This window comes from Alienimonas chondri (assembly GCF_013036045.1).
GTDB lineage: Bacteria > Planctomycetota > Planctomycetia > Planctomycetales > Planctomycetaceae > Alienimonas > Alienimonas chondri.
On record NZ_WTPX01000019.1, the window covers coordinates 1 to 21,723 of the forward strand.

Annotated in this window: 18 protein-coding genes and 1 pseudogene; 6 read left to right on the forward strand and 13 right to left on the reverse strand. The window is 69.0% G+C overall.

Features of this window, described 5'->3' with window-relative positions:
• A pseudogene (locus tag LzC2_RS04645) lies at positions 1-1,818 on the forward strand (hypothetical protein); the annotation flags it as partial.
• Positions 1,815-2,939 carry a hypothetical protein gene (locus LzC2_RS04650; protein ID WP_171184269.1) on the forward strand — a complete coding sequence of 375 codons (1,125 nt, stop codon included), beginning with the start codon at positions 1,815-1,817 and terminating at the stop codon, positions 2,937-2,939. The pseudogene LzC2_RS04645 and the gene LzC2_RS04650, both read left to right, overlap by 4 nt.
• 31 nt (positions 2,940-2,970) lie before the next feature.
• On the opposite strand, the gene LzC2_RS04655 is transcribed toward LzC2_RS04650, so the two are convergent.
• Positions 2,971-4,842, reverse strand: coding sequence for an arylsulfatase (locus tag LzC2_RS04655; protein ID WP_171184271.1), 1,872 nt, complete (start codon positions 4,840-4,842; stop codon positions 2,971-2,973).
• Positions 4,839-5,489 carry a leucine-rich repeat domain-containing protein gene (locus LzC2_RS04660; RefSeq protein WP_171184273.1) on the reverse strand — a complete coding sequence of 217 codons (651 nt, stop codon included), beginning with the start codon at positions 5,487-5,489 and terminating at the stop codon, positions 4,839-4,841. Before LzC2_RS04660 ends, LzC2_RS04655 begins: the two co-directional genes overlap by 4 nt.
• Positions 5,490-5,514: 25 nt before the next feature.
• Between LzC2_RS04660 and LzC2_RS04665 the strand changes: the two genes are divergently transcribed.
• Together LzC2_RS04665 and LzC2_RS04670 are read left to right on the forward strand one after the other, a co-directional pair.
• Positions 5,515-6,492 carry an MlaE family ABC transporter permease gene (locus LzC2_RS04665; protein ID WP_171184275.1) on the forward strand — a complete coding sequence of 326 codons (978 nt, stop codon included), beginning with the start codon at positions 5,515-5,517 and terminating at the stop codon, positions 6,490-6,492.
• Positions 6,493-6,505: 13 nt separating this feature from the next.
• Positions 6,506-7,324, forward strand: coding sequence for an ABC transporter ATP-binding protein (locus LzC2_RS04670; protein WP_171184277.1), 819 nt, complete (start codon positions 6,506-6,508; stop codon positions 7,322-7,324).
• 9 nt (positions 7,325-7,333) lie between these two features.
• Here LzC2_RS04670 and hflC read toward each other — a convergent pair whose 3' ends face one another.
• The 8 genes from hflC to LzC2_RS04710 all read right to left on the reverse strand — a co-directional run bounded on the left by hflC (position 7,334) and on the right by LzC2_RS04710 (position 14,656).
• Positions 7,334-8,425, reverse strand: a complete 1,092-nt coding sequence (hflC, locus tag LzC2_RS04675) for a protease modulator HflC (protein ID WP_171184279.1) — start codon at positions 8,423-8,425, stop codon at positions 7,334-7,336.
• Positions 8,425-9,417, reverse strand: coding sequence for an FtsH protease activity modulator HflK (gene hflK / locus LzC2_RS04680; protein ID WP_171184281.1), 993 nt, complete (start codon positions 9,415-9,417; stop codon positions 8,425-8,427). Before hflK ends, hflC begins: the two co-directional genes overlap by 1 nt.
• Positions 9,418-9,499: 82 nt before the next feature.
• Complete coding sequence (locus tag LzC2_RS04685; protein WP_171184283.1) at positions 9,500-10,423, reverse strand: RluA family pseudouridine synthase; 924 nt, start codon at positions 10,421-10,423, stop codon at positions 9,500-9,502.
• Positions 10,424-10,478: 55 nt separating this feature from the next.
• Complete coding sequence (locus LzC2_RS04690; RefSeq protein ID WP_171184284.1) at positions 10,479-10,862, reverse strand: hypothetical protein; 384 nt, start codon at positions 10,860-10,862, stop codon at positions 10,479-10,481.
• Positions 10,859-11,599 carry a hypothetical protein gene (locus LzC2_RS04695; RefSeq protein ID WP_171184286.1) on the reverse strand — a complete coding sequence of 247 codons (741 nt, stop codon included), beginning with the start codon at positions 11,597-11,599 and terminating at the stop codon, positions 10,859-10,861. The genes LzC2_RS04690 and LzC2_RS04695 overlap by 4 nt, the downstream gene beginning before the upstream one ends.
• A 22-nt stretch (positions 11,600-11,621) precedes the next feature.
• Positions 11,622-12,092 (reverse strand): tRNA (cytidine(34)-2'-O)-methyltransferase, encoded by a 471-nt coding sequence (locus tag LzC2_RS04700; protein WP_171184288.1) that lies wholly within the window; start codon positions 12,090-12,092, stop codon positions 11,622-11,624.
• A 32-nt stretch (positions 12,093-12,124) separates the two neighbouring features.
• Positions 12,125-13,546 carry an MATE family efflux transporter gene (locus LzC2_RS04705; protein WP_171184290.1) on the reverse strand — a complete coding sequence of 474 codons (1,422 nt, stop codon included), beginning with the start codon at positions 13,544-13,546 and terminating at the stop codon, positions 12,125-12,127.
• 33 nt (positions 13,547-13,579) lie between these two features.
• Entirely contained in the window at positions 13,580-14,656 is a 1,077-nt protein-coding gene (locus tag LzC2_RS04710; protein ID WP_206678556.1) for an MlaD family protein, read from the reverse strand.
• 152 nt (positions 14,657-14,808) lie between these two features.
• Here LzC2_RS04710 and LzC2_RS04715 point away from each other — a divergent pair, with 152 nt between their 5' ends.
• On the forward strand, positions 14,809-16,986 hold the full coding sequence (locus LzC2_RS04715) for an MMPL family transporter (protein WP_171184294.1): 2,178 nt from the start codon (positions 14,809-14,811) through the stop codon (positions 16,984-16,986).
• 4 nt (positions 16,987-16,990) lie between these two features.
• Here the strand turns inward: LzC2_RS04715 and nadA are convergent, their stop codons facing one another.
• On the reverse strand, positions 16,991-17,983 hold the full coding sequence (gene nadA, locus LzC2_RS04720; protein WP_171184342.1) for a quinolinate synthase NadA: 993 nt from the start codon (positions 17,981-17,983) through the stop codon (positions 16,991-16,993).
• Positions 17,984-18,058: 75 nt separating this feature from the next.
• Between nadA and LzC2_RS04725 the strand changes: the two genes are divergently transcribed.
• Positions 18,059-19,489: a c-type cytochrome gene (locus tag LzC2_RS04725; RefSeq protein WP_246254755.1), complete on the forward strand. Its 1,431-nt coding sequence runs from the start codon at positions 18,059-18,061 to the stop codon at positions 19,487-19,489.
• Between the two features lie 86 nt (positions 19,490-19,575).
• Here LzC2_RS04725 and glmM read toward each other — a convergent pair whose 3' ends face one another.
• Positions 19,576-20,955: a phosphoglucosamine mutase gene (gene glmM / locus LzC2_RS04730; RefSeq protein WP_171184296.1), complete on the reverse strand. Its 1,380-nt coding sequence runs from the start codon at positions 20,953-20,955 to the stop codon at positions 19,576-19,578.
• 34 nt (positions 20,956-20,989) lie between these two features.
• Positions 20,990-21,631, reverse strand: a complete 642-nt coding sequence (locus LzC2_RS04735) for a lysophospholipid acyltransferase family protein (RefSeq protein WP_171184298.1) — start codon at positions 21,629-21,631, stop codon at positions 20,990-20,992.
• Between the last annotated feature and the right edge of the window lie 92 nt (positions 21,632-21,723).

Here is a 21,723-nt window from a genome sequence, read left to right on the forward strand (position 1 = left end):
GTTTTGCCCCCCGCGCCGCCCGGTCCCCCGCGGATCGTGCGGCTGCCCTACGAGGGACCGGACCCGGCGGAACCGCTGCGCGTCCGACTCGCCTCGGCCCGTTCTTCTGCCGACCAATTAACCGCCGCGGTTCGAGCCGCGGAGGCCGAGCGCACCGCCGCCGCATCCCGAGCCGAAGCGACGCGCATGGCCGCCGCGGAGGCGACCGCGGCCCTCGCCGCCGCCCAAGCGCGATTCCGGGCCTTGGAGCGTTCTCGCGTCGAGGAGGAAGCGGCCGCGGCCCGAGCGGCGGGGGATGTCGCGGGTTTTCAGTCGGAGATCGAAGCGGCGGCGAACGACGATTCGCCCCGGTCGTTGCTGCCCGTGATCCGCACCGCCGACGGCGTGACGGCGGACCGGCCGATCCTGGTCGAGTGCATTGCCGCCGGGGCGACGCTGCACCCGTACGGCATCACGATCCCCACGGAGGTCGCCGGCCCCGCCCCGAACGACCTCGCCCCGATCGTCGCGGGAGTCAAAGCGGCCTCGGCGGCGACCGGCGAAAGCTACGTCCTGTTGATCGTGCGCCCGGACGGGCTGCCGGCGTTCTATCGCGTCGCCACGGCGCTCTCCGCCGCGAACGTGCCCTTCGGCTATGAGTTGCTGGACGAAGAGGCCGAGATCGCCTGGGGCGACGCGTCCCCCGACGCCTCCACGGCGGTCGCCGCTGCGGTCCGCGACGCGATGCGACGCGTCCCCGCGGTCCCCGTCGCCGTCGGCGGCTTCGTCAACGGTTCGCAGACACGTTTCCCGGGGGCCAAAGGCGGACCCGGTTCCTCGCAGGGGTCCGGCATTCACGACGGACCCGGTCCGTTCGTAGACGGCGAGGCGGACGTCGCGACCGGTGGGGGGCGCGGCGTCCCTGGAGCTGACAGACAGGGCATCGCCGCCAACGGAACGCCGGGGAGCGGCAATGGGAACTTCGCCCCGTTCGGCCCCGGACTCGAAGCCTCCGGCGCGAGCAGCGGTCGTGCTGGCCGTGGCGATCTCTCGAAGAACTTCCCCGGCGGCTCCCCCGCGGATCGCCTCTCGGTGGCCGGCCCTATCCCCGGGCCTCCGGCACGCCCTCAGCCGATGCCCCGCCCCGCGGGCCGACCGGGCGGGGGCGGCTCGAACCCGCCGACCTCGGATCGAGCCGGCTCGACCGAAGTGCCGCCCGGCGGTTGGCCTGCGTCCGACGACCCGTTCTCTCCGCCGGCCGGTGTGGCAAGGAATGGCGGGGAAAATCTCGCAACCGACGCTAGCGCCGGTGGAGCCGGTGGAGCGGGTCCGAGCGGACGGTCGCGCAGCGGAAACGTCGCCCCAGACGGCGAAGCCGGCCGCAGCCAACCACGCGACAGTTCTTCTCGCGACGGCACCTCGGATAGTCGGGCCGATAGCGGTCGCGTCTCGGACGGCAGCGCCCCGAGGGGCAGCGCGTCCGGCGCTCGGGCCGCGGGCGAAAGTCGTGGGCCCGGGGGCGGTCGCGGCGGGGGAGCGAGCGGCACTGACAATCGCATTCGATTCCTGGTGCGGACGTCCGCGACGGTCGCGGCGTCGCATCTGTGGATCGGCGGCCGCTGGGCGCCGCTGCCGGAGAACGACGATCAACTCGCCTCCATGTTGCGGGGAGAACTCGACCGCGTTCTGGCGGACCGCGGCGAGCCGCCCGCGGGGTTCCGCTGGAGTCCGGAACTCCGCTTGAGCGTTCGATCCGACGGCCGCGGACAGGTGCAGCGAATCCGAGATGCGGCGGAAAAGGTCAGTGCGACCGTGAAACTGGAAGGAGGCTCGCGATGAGTCGTCGCCGCCATGAACAGGAGGACGGGGGGAGCGACAGCTTCCTCGACGTGCTGGCGAATCTGGTCGGCATCCTCGTGGTGCTGGTGGTGATGACCGCTCTGCAGGCGGCCGTCGTGCCTGCCGCACCCGATGCGGAACCGATCGAAACGCCGGCGGTCGCGGTCACGCCGCCGCCGGCCCCGGAACCCGTCCAGCCGGTGCGGGCGCCGTTGATCGCGCCGAAACCCAACGTCGTCTATCTCCCGACGCCCGCCCCCGCCATTCCCGCGGGCTTGGAGCGGGAGGTGGCGTCCAAAGAATCCACCCTCGCCGCGTTACGCCGCCGGCTGGACGAAGCAAAGGCCGCGGCCGAGATCGCTCGCGAGGCGGCGGATGCGGAGCGAAGCGGGGTCGCCGCGGCGATCGAGCGACTCCGTCGCACGCGCACCGCGGAGGAAGCCGAACGAGCGAAAGCGGAACTTGCTGCGCGGGCCGCCGCCGCCGCACGACTGGACCGCGATCTGTGGGCCGCCAAGGCGGCCGCCGCGAAAGACAAGCCGTTGGAACGCCTGGAGCATTCCGCGTTGCCGGTCGGACGGAGGGTCAGCGGCGACGAACTGCACTTCCGCCTCACCGGCGACCCGAACGATCCCAAGGGCGGCCTCGTCCGTCCGGTCCCGATCGATGCGCTCACCGAGCGTCTTGAGCGGGACGTGCAGGGGCGCCGCATGGCGATCGTCGAAGCCGGCGGGTACGACGGCACGGTCGGACCGATGTCCGGCTACCTGATGAACTATCGGATCGAGCAGGAAGGCCGGGACGTGGTCAGTCGGGTTCGGACCGGCGGCACGCAGATCATCCGCTTTCGCTTGGCCGGTTGGACGCTGGCGGACTCCGGCGACGACCCCTCGGTCCCGGTCGCCACGGCGTTGAAGGAAGGTTCCGACTTCCGCTTCCTGTTGGCGACCGCCGGCCCGGGGGCGACGGCGACGTTCTGGGTCGCCCCCGAAGCCTTCGGGGCGTTTCGCACGCTGCGGGAAGCGGCCCGGACGGCGGGCCTGCGCGTCGCCGCCCGGCCGTTGCCGGCCGGCGTTCCGATCTCCGGCAGCCCGGACGGCACGCGATCGGTCGCGCAATAGGCCTTCATTCGACTCGGTGTCCGCCGCCGGCCTATCGCGTGGGTAGATCGCCCAGGCGTTCGACCGTGACGTAATACGCTCCGCGAACCGAGCCGTCCTTTGACTGGAAGTTCGCGTGCAGCTTCTTGCCGCCGGGTTGCGGGATCTCGACCGTCAGAACCGCCGCCGCTGCATTGGGATCGATCTGCGAGTCGATGGACTGGGCACTGATCGGTTCCTCCCGCGGCGCCAGCGCCGCGTTGAGTTCGACCCAGGTTTCGCCAATTTTCACCCGACGAGGTTCCGTGAGGAGGACGCCATTCGGATCGGCGAGCGTGACCGCGGCGTACATGGCGCCGGTCGGGGTCGCGTCCGCCGCGGCTGGTCGCGACCGTAGCGTGAACCGATAAACGCCCGGGTCGGCGACATTCACGGCCCACCAGCCGAGGGACTGCGGATCGTTTCGGATCGCCGATTGACTCCACGGCACCGGCCGATTCTCCGGCTCGTGCCAATCGTGAGCGCAGAGCTCGGTCGCCGCTTCGCCCAGTTCAATGCGAACGAGATCATCCGACATCGGTTCGTCGAACGACGGGCGCAGGCTCTCCCACCAGTCGTCGTACGCCGCACTGAGCCGCTCCGCGACCTCGGCGTGTTCCTCGGCGACGTTCCGCTTCTGACCGGGGTCGGCGACGATGTCGTACAACTCGTTCCCACCGACGAGCCGCCAACGTTCCGTCATCACAGCGGCCTTGCGCCACTTCTCCGGCACTTCGATTCGCTGCGAATGAACCGCCAGCGTGCGAGCCGGCCACTCCGCCTCGCCGTCCTTAAGCAGGGGCGTCAGGTCGGCGCCGTCCAGCGGCGGGCCGTCCGCGGCGGGGGAGCCGCAGAGACTCGTGAGGGTGGGCAGCACATCAATATGAGCGGTGAGCCGATCGACGTCCCGGCCCTCGTCGAACCCGCCGGCGGGCCAGTGCAGGAAGAACGGAACCCGGTGGCCGCCGTCGTATTCGCTGCCCTTGTTGCCTCGCATGCCGGCGTTGAACCCGCCGTCCCGGTGACCGGCGGCGGTGCCGTTGTCGGTGGTGAAGATCAGGATCGTGTTCTCGGCGAGCCCTAATTCCGAGAGTCGCTCGCGGAACTCGCCCAGACGGGCGTCGATGCAGGCGATCATGCCGTAGAAGTCGGCCCGCGGTCCCTTCACGCCCGCTTCGCGATACGGCTCGGACCACTCCGGCGCGACGAGATAGGGACCGTGCGGGGCGTTGGTGGCGAGCGTCAGGAAGAACGGTCTGCCGGTCTCCGCGGGGTTGTTGTCTGTCACAAATCGGTCCGCCGCGGCGAACCATTCGTCGGTGCAGTAGCCGTCGACCTGCACCTTCTCTTCGGTTCCCTCCGGGTTCGCCGCGTTGCGGACGAAGCGGAAGTAGGTGTCGCCGAAGTAGTCGTTCCCCCAGTAATCCGGCGCCTGTCCGACGCCGCCGCCGCCGTGGATGAAGACGTCGTCGAACCCCTGATCGCGGGGCCGCAGGGGGGCGTTGTCGCCGAGGTGCCACTTGCCGATCATCCCGGTGCGGTAGCCGGCCTCCCGCAGCCGTTCGGCGATCGTCACCTCCGCGGGGTTCATCAGCGAACGGCCCTGGATCGTGTGCCAGACGCCGGTGCGGGTGCTGTAGCGGCCGGCGTAGATCGCGGCCCGCGTCGGGGAGCAGGTCGGGTCGACGTGGTAGTCCGTCAGCCGCACGGATTCGCCGTGGAGGCGATCCATATGCGGCGTTTTGAGGACCGTGTTGCCGTGGCAGGAGAGATCCCCGTAGCCCTGATCGTCCGTGATGATCAGCACGACGTTCGGTCGCTCCGCCGCGTCCGCGATCGGACCGACGACGAAGGCGAGGAGCAGGGCGAGCGCGGGACGTTTCATTCGGTCTCTTCCTCGGGGGGTTGCGGGGGCTCGGTCGGCTCCGCCGGCTCGGGTTTCGGCGCGACCACGGCGCCCTTCGGTTCGGGAGGCAATTCGACGCCGACGAATTCCGTTTCCGGCAACGCCTCCCGCAGGGCGAGCACGCCGTCCGTCGTGACCTGAGTGTCCCAGAGGTACAGCGAACGCAGATCGGGCAGCGCCCGCAGGTTCGGCAGGCCGGCGTCCGTCACGGCGGTGCCGTAGAGGTTCAGGTACTCCAGCTTCTCGAGCGTACCCACGGCGACGAGCGCGTCGTCGGTGATCTTCGTGCGCTCCAGGTGCAGACGCCGCAGGGTCGGCAACAAAGTGAGTTTGCGGCTGAGCTTGTCGTCGAACGCGGTGCCCCGCAGGTTCAACTCCCGCAGGCGATTCGCGAGGGGGACGAGGGCATCCAGATGCTTCGCTTCCAGCTTCACGTCGCCGAGGTGATAGGAGACGTCCAGTCGGGCGTCGGTCTGGGAGAGCGGCACGACCTGTCCGCCGAGCGCTTCGACCGCGGCGATCGCCGCCCGATCGGCGTCGGAAAGCGGCGGCACGTCCGCGGGATCATCGGGACTCTGACCGAGCGGAGTCAGCAGTGCGGCGGCGAGACAAGCGGCGAGAGGCATCATCGGTCCCTACGGGGGCGGGGCGATGCACCGTAACAGTCGCTCCCGGGCCGCGGGAGCGTCCGCGGATTCGCGATTCCGGCTCAAGTTCCGGGTTCGAGTCGCCCCCCAGTTCTGCTATGTCGCCGTCGTGTCCACCGGCTCGCCCTCCGCCGTCCCGAACGCCCCGTTCGCGGGGGCGGCCTCCGGGCTGACGGAACCGGTTCGCTGGCTCGGCGCTGCGTTACTGAACGTCACCCGGGACGTCGGCGGACTGACGACTTTCGCGTTCGCGGTGGCGTTCTCCCTGCTGCGCGCTCGTCCGTCAAAGCGGGTTCTGCTGCCCTGCCTGTACGAGATCGGCGTGCGGAGCATCCCCGTGGTGCTGATCACCGGCGGGTTCATCGGCATGGTGCTGGCCGTGCAGAGCTACGACCAACTGGCGATGATGCACCTGCAGAATCGGCTGGGCGCGGTGGTGAACGTCTCGCTGGTCAAGGAATTGGGGCCGGTGTTGGCCGCGGTGATGCTTGCCGGTCGGGTGGGCAGCCGGACCGCCGCGGAACTGGGCACGATGCGAGTCACCGAACAGATCGACGCCGTGAAGGCGCTCGGCGCCGACCCGATCGGGCATCTCGTCGTGCCCCGCGTCGCCGCCTGCGTGCTGCTGATCCCGCTGCTGACCGTACTGGCCGACGCCTGCGGGATGTTCGGCGGGTGGCTGTTCAGCGTGAAGCTGCTGGGCATCCCGGACTTTCATTATTGGCACCACACGCTGAACTTCATCACCGCGTACGACTTCGCCAGCGGGCTGGTGAAGAGCCTTGCCTTCGGAGCGTCGATCGGCGTGATCGCCTGCCATCGCGGCTTCCACAGCGGCGCCGGCGCCGAGGGCGTGGGCGCCGCGGCGACCGAGAGCTTCGTGCTCTCGTTCATGGCGATCCTCTGCCTCGACTTCCTGCTGGGGGTGGTGCTCGGCCGGCTGTATTGGATTCTGTGGCCGGCGCCCATGACGTTGATGTGAGGGCGTTCCCGCCATGACGGCCCCAAAACTCGAACTTCGCTCCGCCTACAAGCGGTTCGGCACGAATACGATCGTGCACGGCTTGAACCTGTCGGTTGCCGTGGGGGAGACGCTCTGCCTGATCGGCGAGAGCGGGTGCGGCAAGAGCGTCTCGATGAAGCTCGCCGCGGCGCTGCTGCCGCCGACCTCCGGCGAGGTGCTGTGGGACGGCGAGCGGGTCGACGACCTGTCCGCCGCGGAGTTCCGTCGGCGACGGATGAAGTTCGGCTATCTGTTCCAGGGGGCGGCGCTGTTCGACAGCATGACGGTCTTCGAGAACGTCGCCTTCGGCCCCCGCCAGCTCCACGCTGCGGACGGGCCGGCGTTGGCGGCGCTGGTCGCCGCCCGCATCCGGGAGGTGGGATTGCCGGAGCACGTCATGCACCGCAAACCGGCCGGCCTCTCCGGCGGACAACGGAAACGAGTCGGTCTCGCGCGGGCGTTGGCTCTCGACCCGGACGTGATGCTTTACGACGAGCCGACCACCGGTCTCGACCCGGTGATGAGCGACGTCATCAACGAACTGATCCTCCGCGTCGCCGCCTCCCGGGACGATGATCCGAGGCCTGATCGTCCGCCGGTCACCTCGATCGTCGTCACCCACGACATGCACACGGTCCGCCGGGTGGCGGACCGCGTGGTGATGCTGCGACCGGCGCCGAATCTGGCGCCGCACGAGTCGCAGGTGCTGTTCGACGGCCGCGTCGAGGATCTGTTCGTCAGCGACGACCCCGCCGTCGGCCCGTTCGTGCGGGGCGAGGCGGGGGAGAAGCTGCGGGAACTGGCGGCGTAAACGAAGGCGTCACTCCGCCTCGGCAGTTTCGGCGATCGTCGAATCGCTCTCAGGGTCCGGGGCTGCATCGGCGGCTTCAAGTCGCTTCAGCATGCCCAGCAGGTCGCTGTCGGTGGTGAGGATCAGCCGCGTGTCGCCGGAGAGAGCCGTGCGATACAGCTCCAATTTCTTTTGGAAGCTATAGAAGTCGCCGGTCTCCGTAATGGCGGCCGCGAACTCCTTGATGTTGCGGGCGTCGACCGTGCCGCGGATCTCTTTGCTCTGGCGTTCGCCGTCGCCCTCGATCTTCTGCACTTCGGCTTCGGTCGCGTTGAGGATCTCCTGTTTGAGACGCTCGCCGGAGGTGCGGTTCGCGGTGGCGTAGCTTTCCAGTTCGGTGCGGAAGCGGTCGAAGCTCGCCCGACGCACGTCCGGGACGAATTCGATGCTGCTGATCCCCACGTCCACCAATTCGACGCCGCGATTCAGCGTGGGTTCGCCCTCTTCTCCGGTCAGGCGGGCGGTAATCCCTTGGCGGATGCGTTCGGTCAGCTTCTCGCGGCCGATCTCGATCGAAGTCACTTCGCCCAGCGCGGCCGGCTCGCCCTCGACGGTTTGCTCTTCCTTCGCGGCGCCCTGACTGCCGAAGCTGTAGGTCAGTTCGCGGTTCGTGCTGCGAACCGCTTCCGCGAGGTCCACGCCGGTGACGACGTTGCGAATCTCGCTGCGGACCCGCGTGCGGATCACCCGATTCTCCGCGTTCTCAACGGTGCGAAGCACTTTGAGGAACTCCATCGGATCGGTGATGCGCCACACGGCATAGGCGCTGACTTCGATCTTTCGCGCGTCCGCGGTCGGCAGATCCTTCAGCTTGTCGCTCTCGCCGGTGCGGTAGAACTGAAAGGTCCGTGGGAGCCGGCGGACGTCCTCGATAAACGGGTACTTCCAATAGAGGCCCGGCTCGGTCCGGCTGGCGACCGGTTCGCCGAACTGCACGACCACGGCGTACTCACGCTCGTCGACCGTGTAGGCGGAGGAGTAGAGCAGCACGAGCAGGACCACGACGAGCGCGGCGGCGCCGGCGAGCGCCGTGGCGGCAAGGGAGGAGCGTCGACGGTTCATCAGTTCGCCCCGTTCTGGAGGTTCAACAACGGAAGCAGCGATTCGAGATCGCTGTCGAGAATCGTTTTCGAGGAGACGCCGGAGAGCACCTCCTGCATCGCTTCGAGGTACAGCCGCTGCCGGGTCACGTCCGGGGCGGCCCGATAGGCTTCGTAGCGGGCGCGAAGGGCGACGATCTCGCCGTCGACTTCGGCCTTTTCGCGGTCGGCGTAGCCTTCCGCCTCGCGGACCAGCTTGTCCGCCTCCGCCTTCGATTCGTTCAGCTTTCGAGCCCGCTCCCGGTTCGCTTCACTCTCGAACTTACCCTGATCCTGGATCGAGGCGACCACGTCATCGAATGCCGACTTCACCTCCGCGGGCGGGGTGACGGTTTGCAGCTGAAGATCGGTGATGGTCACGCCGCACTCGTAGCCGTCCAGAATCGCCTGCGTGCCGATCTCCGCGGCGGCTTCGATTTCTCCACGCTCGCTGGTGAGCACTTCGTCGATGCTGTAATCGCCGACCAGGCGGTTCATCACCGTCTGCGACACGGTCGCGATGATCCGGCCGAACTCGTCCGGCGAGCCGGCCCGGTCGAAGGCGAACAGGTACTTATCGGCCTCCGCCTCGTTCACCTTCCATTGCAGCGTCCACTGCACGTCGGCGGCGTACAACTCGCCGGTGAGCATCAGATCGTCGGAGGAGGCGACGCCGGCCATGCCGTTCAGTCGAACGCCCTCCGGCAGGTTCAGTTCGTGTTCTTCGACGGAAACGATCTCGACCCGATCCGCGAACGGGACGCGGAAATGCAGTCCGGACGAGGCGATCTTGGAGAATTCCCCGAACCGCAACACGACGGCCCGCTCGTTCGGTTCGACGGTGTAGACGCATTGCACCGCTGCAAGCAGCAGGAACAGCGCCGCGAGGCCGATCAGCGTCGGCTTCACGAAGCGGGTCAGGTCGATCTCGTCGGGCGGTCGCCGGGTCGGGCGGCCGAACGGGTCGGTGGGCATCGGGAGCCTTTGGAGAGGACGAGCGATTCGCGAGCAACGAGTCGCGAACGAAGAAACCGGTCCGTCGGTTCAGAACTCCATCCTAGGTCACGGAGGTCGGCCCGGCGGCGGTCGTCGAGCGGTACGCGGCAAGGAGGACGTCGAAATCGCTCGGCGGACACCGCACCGTCAACGGGGCGCCGGTGATCGGGTGGCGAAATGAGAGCGACGCCGCGTGCAGCGCATGTCGGCGGGCCGGGTTCGGACATTCCCCCGGCGGCCACTTCAATCCGCCGTCGGCGGCGTAGAAGGCATCGCCGACGACCGGGTGCCCCAGCGACGCGAGGTGCACGCGAATCTGATGGTTCCGCCCGGTATGTAGATCGCATCGCAGCAGCGTCGCATCGCCCATCCGCAGCAACACCTGCCAGTCCGTGCGGGACCGTTTGGCCCTGCGGGCGTTCGGCCCGCAGGTCATCAACGCGGAGTCCAGCCGCCGGCCGATCGGCGCAGAGCAGCAGCCGGCGTCGGGGCGAACGTCGCCTTCGACCAATGCGAGATAGGCCTTTCGCGTCTGACGATCTTCGAACTGCCAGCAGACGCCGGCGTGGGCGTCGCCCGTTTTGCAGGTCAGCAGCACGCCGCTGGTCGCCCCGTCCAGACGGTGCACGATCCCGGGACTGAGCAACCCCCGCGGCGCCTGTCGATCGAGATGCGCCTGGATACGGTTCAGCAGCGTTCCGCTGGTGGTCGCGCCGGTCGGGTGGCAAATCACGCCGGCCGGTTTATGCACGGCGAGCAGCCACGGGTCTTCGTAGAGCACGTCCAACGGGTCGTCCTCGGCTTCCTCGGCCCAGTCCGGCGGATCGCACAGGCGGACGAGAAACGTGTCTCCCTCCGTCACCCGCCGCCGCGGGCCGACCGGGGCGCCGTCGTCCAGCGTGACGCCGCCGGTCGTCGCCGTGCGGGACAGCCGCGCCGGGGAATGATTGCGGAAGTGCTTGTGCAGAAACGTGTCTACCCGCACGCCGTGCGCGGCGGCGGGGACGGTCAGCCGGATCGGTCGCGGACCTTGGGCGCGGTCAGTAATCGAGATAGCTCGCCACGAGCATCGTCCACGGCCACGCGATGAGCCCCATCAGCGTGGCCCACACGAACGATCCGGCCAACCGGAACGGCCATTGGCAGGGCCATGTGGCCAGCGGATAAACGCCTGCGGCGACGGACACGCACCCCGCGGCGAAGATCAGCGACATCGTCGTCGTCTCGTCGGAGATCGCGTCCAGAGCGAACAACCAGCACGCCAACAGCGGCGTGTAGATCCAGAACGGCAGCATCAGAGCGAGGATCAGCCGCAACGCCCCCCGCCACCAGCGCCCCAGCGGCGGGACGGGACCGAGCACCAGATAGCCCCGCACCCGCCGCGCGGCGAACAGGCGTCCGGATCGGTTCTCGCCCGGCGTCATGGCTGCGAACCCGCGGCGGCGATGCGTTCCAGTTCCGCCCGATCCGGGGCGAACACAGTCCAGACGTCGCGGGCCCGCGTCTCGACGCCGGCGTCGAACAGTTTCAGCGCCCGCTGTGCGTCGACGGCCGCCTGCCGTCGGTTCCCCTGTTTGAACCGCACCAGCGCCCGCCCGCCGTAATCGGCCGGGTCGGGTTCCGCGGATTCGTCCATCAATGCTTCGGCGTTGATCGATTGCGGCGGGGGGCGATCGCCGAGGGCCTGATCGAACAGGCGTTCGGCCTCGCTGAGCTCGCCGTTGCGGCGCTTGACCTCCGCCAGCCAACCCACGGCGGCGGTGCGGACGATCCCGGTGGAGATGCTCTCGGCGAAGGACTGTTCCGCGATCTTCCACTCCGCCTGCTCTCGCTTCTGGAGGGCGACCGCTTCTTCGTCGTTTCCGGCGGCGGTCTCTTTGGCGATTCCCTCGCGGAACATCGCGATCCGCTCCAAGGCGCCGAGGCCGTCGGAGTAGCCGAGCGCCGAACGATTCAGCACGTTCGGATCGCCCCGCATGAACTTCACCGCGGTGAAGCCGGCGGTAATCAGCAGCGAGCCGATCGCGACCCCGATCACGATGTACTTTCCCGGGATCCCGCCCGGCTTCGGCGGACCGGGGGCGGGGGCGTCGGGATCGACCGCCTGCGTCACCGCGTGATCACGGCGGTCGGCGGGCGCGGGAGAGGGCGAGTCGGGCATGGGGGGATGATACTGCGGCGGCTCACGTCGGCAGCCCGCCGGTCTGTCGCACCGCCTCGTAAAGCGCGGCGGTCGCCGTGCTGGCGAGGTTCAGGCTGCGAACCTCCGGGCGCATCGGTAGGGTGAGGTTGCGGTCGGGATCCCGGGTCATCAACGGCTCCGGCAGTCCGCTCGATTCGCTGCCGAACAACAGCGTGTCGCCGGGGGCGAACTCCGCCTCCCACATCGGACGGGACGCGTGTTTGGTGAACGTCCAGATCGTGCCGCCCGGTTGCCGCTCGCGATACGTCGCCCAATCGTCCACCGCCTCCCAATCGAGCAGCGGCCAGTAGTCCATCCCGGCCCGCTTGAGATGCTTCTCGTCGAGCCGAAAGCCGAGCGGTCGAATCAGCCACAGCTTCGCCCCCACGGCCAAGCAGGTCCGGCCGATGTTCCCCGTGTTCGGGGGGATCTCCGGCTGATGCAGGACGACGTGAAAGCGGGGTTCGGTCATCGCGGGGCGTCGTCGGGCGTGCTGCCGACACTCTACAGACAGGCCGCGGCGGGGTCGCCCGCGGCCGGCGGGTTCGGTTCGCTCTCCGCGGCGCTCGCCGCCGTCGAGCCGGTTCTGGCGAACGCGTCTCGCATGACCCAGGTCGCGAACAGCCCCGCGAGAAGATTGCCCGCCGCGATCCCCCACAGGAATCCGACGAAGCCGCCCCAATGGATTCCCAGCCACGCCAGCGGCACGCAGAGCGCGAACAGCCGCACGGAGATCACCAGTACGCTCCGGGACGGCTGCTTCAAGGCGTTGTAGACCCCGCTGACCAGCGCCGTCGCGGCGAACCCGGCGTAGCCGGCGGGGACGATCGCGAAGAACAGCGTCGCGGCGGCCACCGTGTCGGCGGCTTCGGGGCCGTCCTTCACGAACAGCGCGGCCATGGGGCGGCGAATGAGGAACAGCAGCGCCCACATCGTCAGGCCGTACAGCAGCGCGAACCTCAGCACGAGCGTCGCCGCCCGTCGAACGCGGTCGCATTGGCCGGCTCCCCAGTTCTGCCCGACGAAGATCGAGTTCACCCCGCCCAACGCCATCACGCCGACCAGCGCCAGCGACTGCACCCGTCCTCCCACGCCGAACGCCGCCACCGACGCGGTTCCGAACCCCGCGGCGAAGCGGGTGAGAATCGCGCTGCTGACCGGGATCAGCAGGTTCGTCCCCACCGCCGGGAGACCGATCACCAGCACCTCCGTCCAACTGTCGCGCCACCCGCCGCCGGTCGCCGCGGTCCAACTGACCAGCCCCCGCCTGCCGAGGAGATATAGCGATGCGAACAGGGTGACCGACCAACTGATGACCGTCGCCCACGCCGCGCCCGGCAGTTCGAGACGGGGGAACGGACCGAGGCCGAAGATCAGGCAGGGATCGAGGACGGCGTTGATCGCCCCGGCGACCAGCATGACGACCGTCGGGCTGACGGTGTCCCCCACGCCCCGCAGCGCGCCGTTGCCGACCATCGGCACCACCAGTAGCAGGATGCCGCCCAGCCAGACCCGCATGTACGGCTCCGCGAGCGCCTTCAGGTCGTCATCGGCCCCCATCGCCGTGAACGCCGGATCGAGGATGACGAACCCCACGGCGACGATCGCCGCGACCGCGATCAACGCCAGCCCGAGGCTGTGCGTGCCCAACCGGCAGGCGGTGTCGTCGTCCCGTCCCACCGCTCGCGCGACGGCCGTACTGGCGCCGACGGACAGCCCCATCGCCACGCCGCTGACCAGAAACGTCAGTGGAAAGGTAAACGCGACCGCGGCCAGTTCCTCCTCGCCCAACTGACCGATGAAATAGGCGTCGACCAAACTGAACGCCAGCACCGCGACGATGCCCACCAGCATCGGCCCCGTCAGCCGGGCCAGCACGGGGACGATCGGGCCGGAGAGAATCTCGTCGCGGGTGGGGCGGGGCATGGGCGATGTTAGACGCCCTCGGCTCGCGAGCCGCTACTGCCCCGCTTTTTGCCCGTCGCTCCCCACGATGGCGCCGCGGACGCCGATCAATTCCGGGTTTCGAGCGATCTTGTCGCTGAACACCCGCAAATCGCGCATCACGGGGCCGAGGTTCGTCAGCAGCAAGTTGAGGTTCTCCGCGCTCGCATCGAGGTTGCGATACAGCGACGGGTCGGCGGCCAATTGCCCCAGGCTGCCGTCCTTCTTTTTCAGCAGAGTCGTGAGGTCGGCGAGGTCCGCGGAGACCTGCTCGAAGTTCGCCAGCGTGGCGTCCATCCGGGTGGCGACGCTCGTGCCCTTCGTGGCGAGGGGTCGGGTGAACCCTTCGACGTTCGCCAACGTGGCGTCCGCCCGGACGACTGCGGAGCGGGTCGCGGTGATCGTGTCGCGGGTTTCTTCCACCAACGACGGCAGCGCGGCCATCGTGCGGCTCAGATCACGCTGGATGTTCGGATCGCCGACCAGCTTCGCGGCGCTGTCCGCGGTCTGCCGCAGCGCCTGCATCGACTTGGCGGTCTCCTCCAACGCGACGGAGGCGTTGGCGATCGCGGCGTTCAATTCGCCGCGGTTGTCGCCGAGCACGCCGTTGACGTTGTCGCCGACCTGAGCCCACTGCGTCGCGGCGTTGTCGAAGCCGACGAGGGTGCGGTCCAGGCGTCCGCCCAGATCCGTCACCAGCTTCATCGGATCGACGGGGGAGACGCCCTCCAATCGGGCGCCGGGTTGATGAAAGCTGCTTTCCGTCCCGGGCACGAACTCGATGGAGCTGTCGCCGAGCAGACCTCGCGAGAGGTGCGGGACGGCGTCGCTGCGGAGGCGATACTGCGGTTCGATCGACACCGCGACCAGCACGCCGCCGCGTTCCTGATCGAACCGAACGGCGGCGACTTCGCCGATAATGATCCCGTTCTTGGAGACCGGCGTGCCCGTGAACACGCCCGGAGCGTGATCGAAATGCACCGCCAATGGGTAGCGTTCCTTCAGCAGCGAGGCGAGATCGCCGAACTTCACCGCCATCACGGCCGCGAGGCAGAAGGCGACGATCGCCATCAGGCCCACGCGAAACTGCATCTGCTGTTCGGACATGCGATCGCCGGGCGGAAGAGAAGGACGATCGCGTCCTAGTTCATCTCGCTCTCCTTCGGGTACCCCGAGCCGGGCGACCTTAAGGGGGGAAACCGATGGTCTCGCGAAGGGGACCGCGGAGCGCCGAAGTCGAGGCCGTGACGGATCACGCCGCCCGCCGCTGCGCCCTCGTCCTGCTCATCGCGGCGGGGATCAGCGTGCCCCTCTTCGGCGTGCTGGCCGCCGGACTGCCGGTGAACAACGATCCGGAGGCGTGGCTGCCCGCCGACGGATCGAACCGCACCGCGTACGACGCCTTCCGTCGCACGTTCGGCACCGAGGAGGCGATTCTCGTCGCCGTCCCCGCGGACACCTCCCCGCGGACTGTCGCCGCCCTGCGGCAGAGGTTGGAAGCGTCCCCGTTCGTCCAACACGCCTGCACACCCGCGTCGATTGCGGCGGTGATGCGGGAGATGAACGTGCCGGAGGATCAGATCGAACCCCGGCTGACCGGTCTGCTGCGGAGCCAAGACGGCCGATGGTCGACCGTCGCCGCGGCGCTGTCCGCCGAGGGCGCAGCCGACCGAGCGGGCGCCGTACGAGCCGTGCGGAACGCCGTCGCCGCCGCTCGGCTGACCTCCGAAGCGAAGGTCGCGGGCGGGCCGGTCGTCGTGGGGGAACTGGACCGACTCAGCCGCCCGGAGGCGGTGACGCCCTATCTGGCGGGCATGTTCGCTCTCGGCTTGGTCGTCCTGCGGCTGGTGTGCGGCCGTTGGGGTTTGGCCCTGGCGCTGGGCGGGACGGTCGGTTGGTCGGTGTTGGGAGCGTTGGCCGGGGTGCGGCTGGCGGGGGGCGAGATGAACCTGATTCTCGCGGCGCTGCCGGCGCTCGTGCTGGTGTTTGCACTCACCGCGAGCGTGCACTTCCTCCACTACCACGCCGATGCGGCCGGCGACGGGGTCGCAAGAATCATCGTGGCCGTGCGGGCCGCGGCGAAGCCGACCGCTTGGGCCACCGCGACCACCGCCGCCGGGCTGCTGAGCCTCGGCTTGAGCGAAGTGCGGCCGGTCGCCTGGTTCGGTCCGGCTGGAGCGTTGGGCGCGGTCTTGGCCGCGTTCGGCGGATTGGTCCTCACCCCCGCCGCGGTCCTGCTATGCGGCGGGCTGAAGCCTGTGACGCCTCATGCCGCGCCGCGTATCGACTGGGCCGGGTGGGTCGTGGGACGCCGACGGGCCGTGTTGGCGCTCAGTGCCGCGGCGGTCGCCGCCTGTGCGATCGGACTCCCGCGGCTCTCCGCGAAGGTGGACGCCGCCGATCTGCTGCCGGGTTCGGGGCAGGTCTCGCGCGATCACCGCTTCGTCGGCGAGCGCATCACCCCTGCGGAGTCGCTGGAGATCGTGCTGCGGCCGACGCCGGGAACTCCCTTCGGCGAAACGCTGGGCCGCGTTCGCACGATCGCGGAGGCGTTGGGCGAACGTGATTCGGTGCGACACGTCGCCAGCGCGGCGCTGTTTCTCGGCGAAGTCGAGGGGATGGGCGGGGCGCGGCGGATGTCGCAGGCCCGCACGTTGCCGGAAGCGGCGGCGTTCGTCACCGCCGACGGCGGCGCCTGGCGATTGAGCGTCCGGGCGATCTGCCCGCCCGGCAGACGGGCCGCGGTGGTAGAGGATCTGCGAGCGGTCTGCCTCGCCCATGCCAGAGCCGACGAGATTTCCGTGACCGGTCTCGCTCCGCTGCTGGAAGCGGCGGAGGTGGCAATCTATGTGGGGTTCCGCGACAGCTTGCTCGCCGCGACGTTGCTGATCGCGTTGGCGGTGCTGTTCGCCACCGGCGACTGGCGGGTCTGGCTGACCGCAGGGATCGCGAATCTGGTGCCGCTAGTCACGATCTTCGGCCTGCTCGGCTGGGCCGGACGTTCGGTGGACGTGGGCATGATGATGACGGCCTCCGTGGCGCTCGGACTGGCGGTCGACGGGACGTTCCATCTGCTGGTGCGGCATCGCGCCGAGGTCCGCGGCGCCGAAGGCGAAAATCGCGGAGCGGACTGCGCCGCCGCGGCGGCGACCGCGGCGGGACCGGCCGTCGTGCAGGCGGCGGTGATCGCCGGCGTCGGGATGCTGGCGCTGACGGCGTCGCCGTTCCCCCCGACCGCGCGATTCGGTTGGCTCACCGCGGCGTTGATGGCCGCGGCGGTGCTCGCCGATCTGCTGATCCTGCCGGCGCTGCTGGCCGGATTGTCCGTCCGCGGTCGGGTCGTGGAGAGGGCGACGGTGCCGTTCCACCCGCTCATCGAATACGTCGGGCTGACGACGGAACCGCTCCGTCAGGCCGCCTGACCGGCTATTGCAGCAGGCTGCGGGTCAGCACTTCCTTCGCCGGATCGAAGTAGTCCTTCCACTCGATCTCCGGCTTACCGTCGCGGAGGCAGTCGCGGGTTTTTTGCAGCGTGTTGCGAGCCATGTGCGGGCAGCGGTTGCAGGCGCAGGTCTCTCCGCTGTCCGTCATGATGCCGGGGACCGGGATGAACGTATGCCGCGGGGCCGCCTTCTCCAGCGGGTGAATCATCGCGGCCTCGGTGGCGACGAGGAACGTCCGCGGCTCCTCGATGCCCATCACGTACTGCTTGAGCCGCTCCGTGCCGCCGATGAAGTCGCTCTCGGCGAGGATGTTCTGCGGACACTCCGGGTGGGCGATCACCTCGCTGCCGGGGTTGTTCTTCTTGGCCCGCCGCATGTCGGTCAGGCTGAAGATCTCATGCACCATGCACGAGCCGGGCCAGAGGATCATCTCCCGACCCGTCACCTCGACGAGGTAACGCCCGAGGTGCTGGTCCGGGACGAAGAGAATCTCCTTGTCCTTGGGAACCCGATCCTCGATCACCTCGCGGGCATTGCCGCTGGTGACGATCCAGTCGCACAGGCTCTTTACCGCGGCGCTGGTGTTGATGTACGCGACGGTGACGACGTCGCGGCCCTCGGCTTTCAGCTCCTCCTGCCGCGCCTTCAGCGCCGGGTAGGTGCAGCTCTCCGCGAGGGAACAGCCGGCCAGCAGATCCGGGAGCAGCACGCGCTTCTCCGGGTTCAAGATCTTGGCGCTCTCCGCCATGAAGTGGACGCCGCAGAACACGATCGTCCCTGTCGTCACTTTGGTCGCGTCGCGGGCCAGTTGGAGGCTGTCCCCGCAGAAGTCGGCGACGTCCTGGATCTCGCCGTCCACGTAGTAGTGGGCGAGGATTGTGGCGTCCTTCTCCTTCTTCAAGCGGTCAATCTCGTCCATCAGGTCGAGCGGGTCCTCCTCCGTGCGTTCGTCCGCTTCGAACGACCGTGGATCCATCACGGGGAGCGGCGAACCAAGGGTGGCGGTGGTCATCGGGAGGAACCTGAGTCGCGAGGCAATATGGGTGCGGCATTGTATCGTCCGGCCGCCATGGACGGCGACGGCCCTACAATCAGCCGCCCCGTTCCCGACAACGCCGCTGCCGTGCTGCCGGTTCATCTTGCGCTGCTGATTCTCGCCGCCGGTCCGGCGGACGTCGTGCCGTCTTCCGTACGGGCCGGCGACCCGGATCGCGGATATGAGGTGCTCCGCAGCAAACCTCTCCTTCCCCCGGACTTCGACCGGGAAACGCTACTGCGGCTCGGTCTGACCTGGCCGGGCGAGATGAAGGCGAAGGCGAAAGCGGCCGGCGAGGAGGAACGCATCGCGATGGCCCTCGCCCGTTACGGCCTGGTCGCCCCGCCGGCGGACGACCCCATCGGCGGGGAGGTGTTGAACTACGTCGAGACCCCGAACGGCTGGGTGATGAACTGCTTCGCCTGTCACGGCGGAAAGGTAGCGGGACGCACGATCCCCGGGCTGCCGAACTCCCACTACGGTCTCGCGACGCTGACGGAGGAGGTTCGCACCGTGAAGCTGATGACAGGCAAGTCGCTGAGCCATCAGGACGTGGGACAGATGAAGATCCCGCTGGGCGCCTCGCACGGCACGACGAACGCGGTGGTGTTCGGCATCGTGCTGGACGCCTTCCGCGAGCCGGATATGTCTGTGAACACCGGCCGCGATCCCGGCCCGCTGCTCCACCACGACATGGACGCCCCGCCGTGGTGGCACGTGAAGAAGAAATCGCGGCTGTACATCGACGGATTCAGCCCCAAGAACCATCGCGTCCTGATGCAGTTCATGCTGCTGCCGACGACGGGCCGCGAGACCGTGCTCTCGTGGGAAGACGACTTCCGCGACGTGCTCGCTTACATCGAAAGCGTCGAAGCTCCCCCGTACCCCTACGAAGTCGACGCCGCCCTCGCCACGAGCGGCAGATCGGTTTTCGAGAAGAACTGCGCCGAGTGCCACGGCACCTACTCGACAGATTCGTCTGCGGAGACCTACCCGGAGGTCACCGTCCCGATCGAGGTCGTGGGCACCGATCGCGTGCGGCTGGATGCGCTCTCTGTCTCCCACCGGCGGCACCTCGGCACGACTTGGATGAGCCGGTACGGCGAGGACCCGGTCGTCGAAGACCCCGGCGGCTACGTCGCGCCGCCGTTGGACGGCATTTGGGCAACCGCTCCCTACTTTCACAACGGCAGCGTGCCGACGCTCGCGGGGGTGCTCTCGCCTGAGGAGCGCCCTACGCGCTGGCGACGCACGGAGAACGGTTACGACCGCGATCGAGTCGGGCTGGAGTTCACCGCGGTGAACGAGGTTCCAGAGCTCGACGCCCGCTACGTGTTCGACACCCGCCGCGCCGACATCGGCAAGACGAACGGCGGCCACACCTTCGCCGCGGACCTCTCGCCAAGCGAGAAGCGGGCGTTGCTGGAGTATTTGAAGACGCTCTGATTTGCTTTGGCGAGCGGTGGGCGTCAGCCCTCCGTGTCTTCGGGAGCGGGACGTCACACGGAGGACTGACGCCCACCGCTCGCCTTCTACGCAGCGGCTCGCTCGCAGATGGCCGTCGCCTCCGCGGCGAGCGCCTCGGAGACGTCGGCGCCCGGCGCTTCGGCGATCACGCGGGCGATCGGCTCGGTATTGCTTGCTCGCACCTGCACCCAGCGGTCCGGCCAGTCGAGCCGCAGGCCGTCGCCCCACTTAGCCTCCGCGTCCGGGTAGGCGGCCGCGAGCGCGTCACAGGCGGCGTTCACCCGGTCCGGCGAGGGCACCGCGAATTTCTTCTTGACGATCGCGTATTGCGGCAGCGAGTCCGCCCAGGCGCCGACCGAACCTCCCCGCTTCGCAAGGCCGTCCAAGAGGTAGGCAATCGAAACCAACGAGTCCCGCACCGGGCCGACTTTCGGCTCGATCACGCCGCCGTTCCCCTCGCCGCCGAGCGCGGCGCCGACCCGGTTCATCTCCCCCACCACGTTCGCCTCGCCGACCGCGGAGCGGTGGAAGGCGCACCCGCGCCGCTCGGCCACGTCCGCATTCACCCGGCTGGTCGATCCGTTCACGACCAGCGGCCCCTTGCAGGTCGCGAGCACGTGGTCCGCACACAACGCCAGCGTCAGCTCCTCGCCGATATAGCGTCCGTTTTCGTCGACTACCGCGAGCCGGTCGGCATCGGGATCCTGAGCGAAGCCGACGTCGGCGCCGTGCCGGCGGACTTCGTCGCACAGCCCGGTGAGATTCGCCTCGGTCGGTTCCGGCGTGTGCTCGAACAGCCCGTCCGGCGTTTCGCCCAGCACCACCACTTCGCAGCCGAGTTCGTCCCGCAGAAATCCGGGCGTCGCTGCCCCGCCGCTTCCGCGATTGCAGTCGAGCACGACCTTGAACCGCTTCGCCCGGATCGCTTCCCGGTCGACCAGCGCCAAGACGCGGCGGAGATGCGGCCCGTGCGGGTCCGCGAGCGTTTCGACCGAACCGACGCCGTCCCATCCCGCGGCGGCGAACTCGCCCGACTCCAGCAGAGCGACTAATTCTTGGCCCTGCTCCGCGTTCAACACGCCGCCGGACGGGGAGAACGGCTTGAGGCCGTTCCACTCCAGCGGGTTGTGCGACGCCGTGATCTGTAGCCCCGCCGCGGCGCCGTGATGCTGGACGAGGACGCCGCAGGTGGGGGTCATCGCGACGCCGCCGTCGAGCACCCGACAGCCCGCCGCCAGCAACCCGCCGACCACGCAGTGCCGCACCATCGACCCGGTCGGTCGGCCGTCGCGGGTCAGCACGACGAGACCGCGGTTCACGCCATCGCGGACCGGCTCCCGCATCGCCAGCGTGCCGACCGCCTGCCCGAATCGGGTGAGGAAGTCCGCGTCGAGTCCATCCCCGACGACGCCGCGGAGACCGGAAACGGACAGGATGCGGGGCACGGCGCGGCTCAAAGAGGGGGGCGGGGCGGGGGGTTTATCCCTTCGAGCCGATCGCGTCCACGCCCCCCGGCTCTTCGCCTGTCTCCCGCCAAGACACCGCAAGCGCGTGGGCCGCGGCGATCCGTTCCGTAACGAGCGACACGATCCCGGCGGCGCCGCCGGCCGCGGCGATCTCTTCAGTCGGGATCGGCTCCCCGAAAACGACGCACACCCGCCCCGGCGACGGCAGGGGAATCCGTCGCGAACGGGGCAGACATTCAAACGCTCCCGCGATGCCCACGGGATAGATCGGGGTCTTTCCCCGCCGCGCGAGCGTGACGAATCCCGGCTTCAAATCCCCCAACGAACCGTCGGCCGTGCGCGTTCCCTCGGGGAACAGCCCCACGAGTTCCCCGCGTTCCAACGCAGCCAAGGCGTCGCGCATCACGGCGGTCGCGGGGGCGTTCCGCGCGATCGGCAACGTCTTCATCGCCTTCAGGTAGCGACCGAACAGCGGGACGCGGAACAGGCTGTCCCGGGCGAGAAACGTAATCGATCGATCCAGCGGCAAGCCGAGCACGACCGGGTCGAGAAAGCTCTGGTGGTTCGAGAGCAGCAGCCCGCCTTGGTCCGGCCGGATCTGTTCCTGCCCGACCGCCCGCACGCCGAGGTACGGCGCCGCCGAGAGTCGCAACACGGCTCGGCTCCCGGTCCACGCGGCCCCCTGCGGGGGACGTGGATTTGAAGGCGCACTCGAGCGCGTGTTGGAGGAGGGGGGCGGATCGCTCA

What these genes read in the sequence shown, in the direction of transcription:
- LzC2_RS04655 (WP_171184271.1), bottom strand. Translation starts at nt 4,842, where the DNA reads ATGAAACGTCCCGCGCTCGCCCTGCTCCTCGCCTTCGTCGTCGGTCCG.
- LzC2_RS04665 (WP_171184275.1), top strand. Translation starts at nt 5,515, where the DNA reads ATGCACCGTAACAGTCGCTCCCGGGCCGCGGGAGCGTCCGCGGATTCG.
- hflK (WP_171184281.1), bottom strand. Translation starts at nt 9,417, where the DNA reads ATGCCCACCGACCCGTTCGGCCGCCCGACCCGGCGACCGCCCGACGAG.
- LzC2_RS04710 (WP_206678556.1), bottom strand. Translation starts at nt 14,656, where the DNA reads ATGCAGTTTCGCGTGGGCCTGATGGCGATCGTCGCCTTCTGCCTCGCG.
- LzC2_RS04705 (WP_171184290.1), bottom strand. Translation starts at nt 13,546, where the DNA reads ATGCCCCGCCCCACCCGCGACGAGATTCTCTCCGGCCCGATCGTCCCC.
- LzC2_RS04650 (WP_171184269.1), top strand. Translation starts at nt 1,815, where the DNA reads ATGAGTCGTCGCCGCCATGAACAGGAGGACGGGGGGAGCGACAGCTTC.
- nadA (WP_171184342.1), bottom strand. Translation starts at nt 17,983, where the DNA reads ATGGATCCACGGTCGTTCGAAGCGGACGAACGCACGGAGGAGGACCCG.
- LzC2_RS04670 (WP_171184277.1), top strand. Translation starts at nt 6,506, where the DNA reads ATGACGGCCCCAAAACTCGAACTTCGCTCCGCCTACAAGCGGTTCGGC.
- LzC2_RS04690 (WP_171184284.1), bottom strand. Translation starts at nt 10,862, where the DNA reads ATGACGCCGGGCGAGAACCGATCCGGACGCCTGTTCGCCGCGCGGCGG.
- hflC (WP_171184279.1), bottom strand. Translation starts at nt 8,425, where the DNA reads ATGAACCGTCGACGCTCCTCCCTTGCCGCCACGGCGCTCGCCGGCGCC.
- LzC2_RS04660 (WP_171184273.1), bottom strand. Translation starts at nt 5,489, where the DNA reads ATGCCTCTCGCCGCTTGTCTCGCCGCCGCACTGCTGACTCCGCTCGGT.
- LzC2_RS04695 (WP_171184286.1), bottom strand. Translation starts at nt 11,599, where the DNA reads ATGCCCGACTCGCCCTCTCCCGCGCCCGCCGACCGCCGTGATCACGCG.
- LzC2_RS04700 (WP_171184288.1), bottom strand. Translation starts at nt 12,092, where the DNA reads ATGACCGAACCCCGCTTTCACGTCGTCCTGCATCAGCCGGAGATCCCC.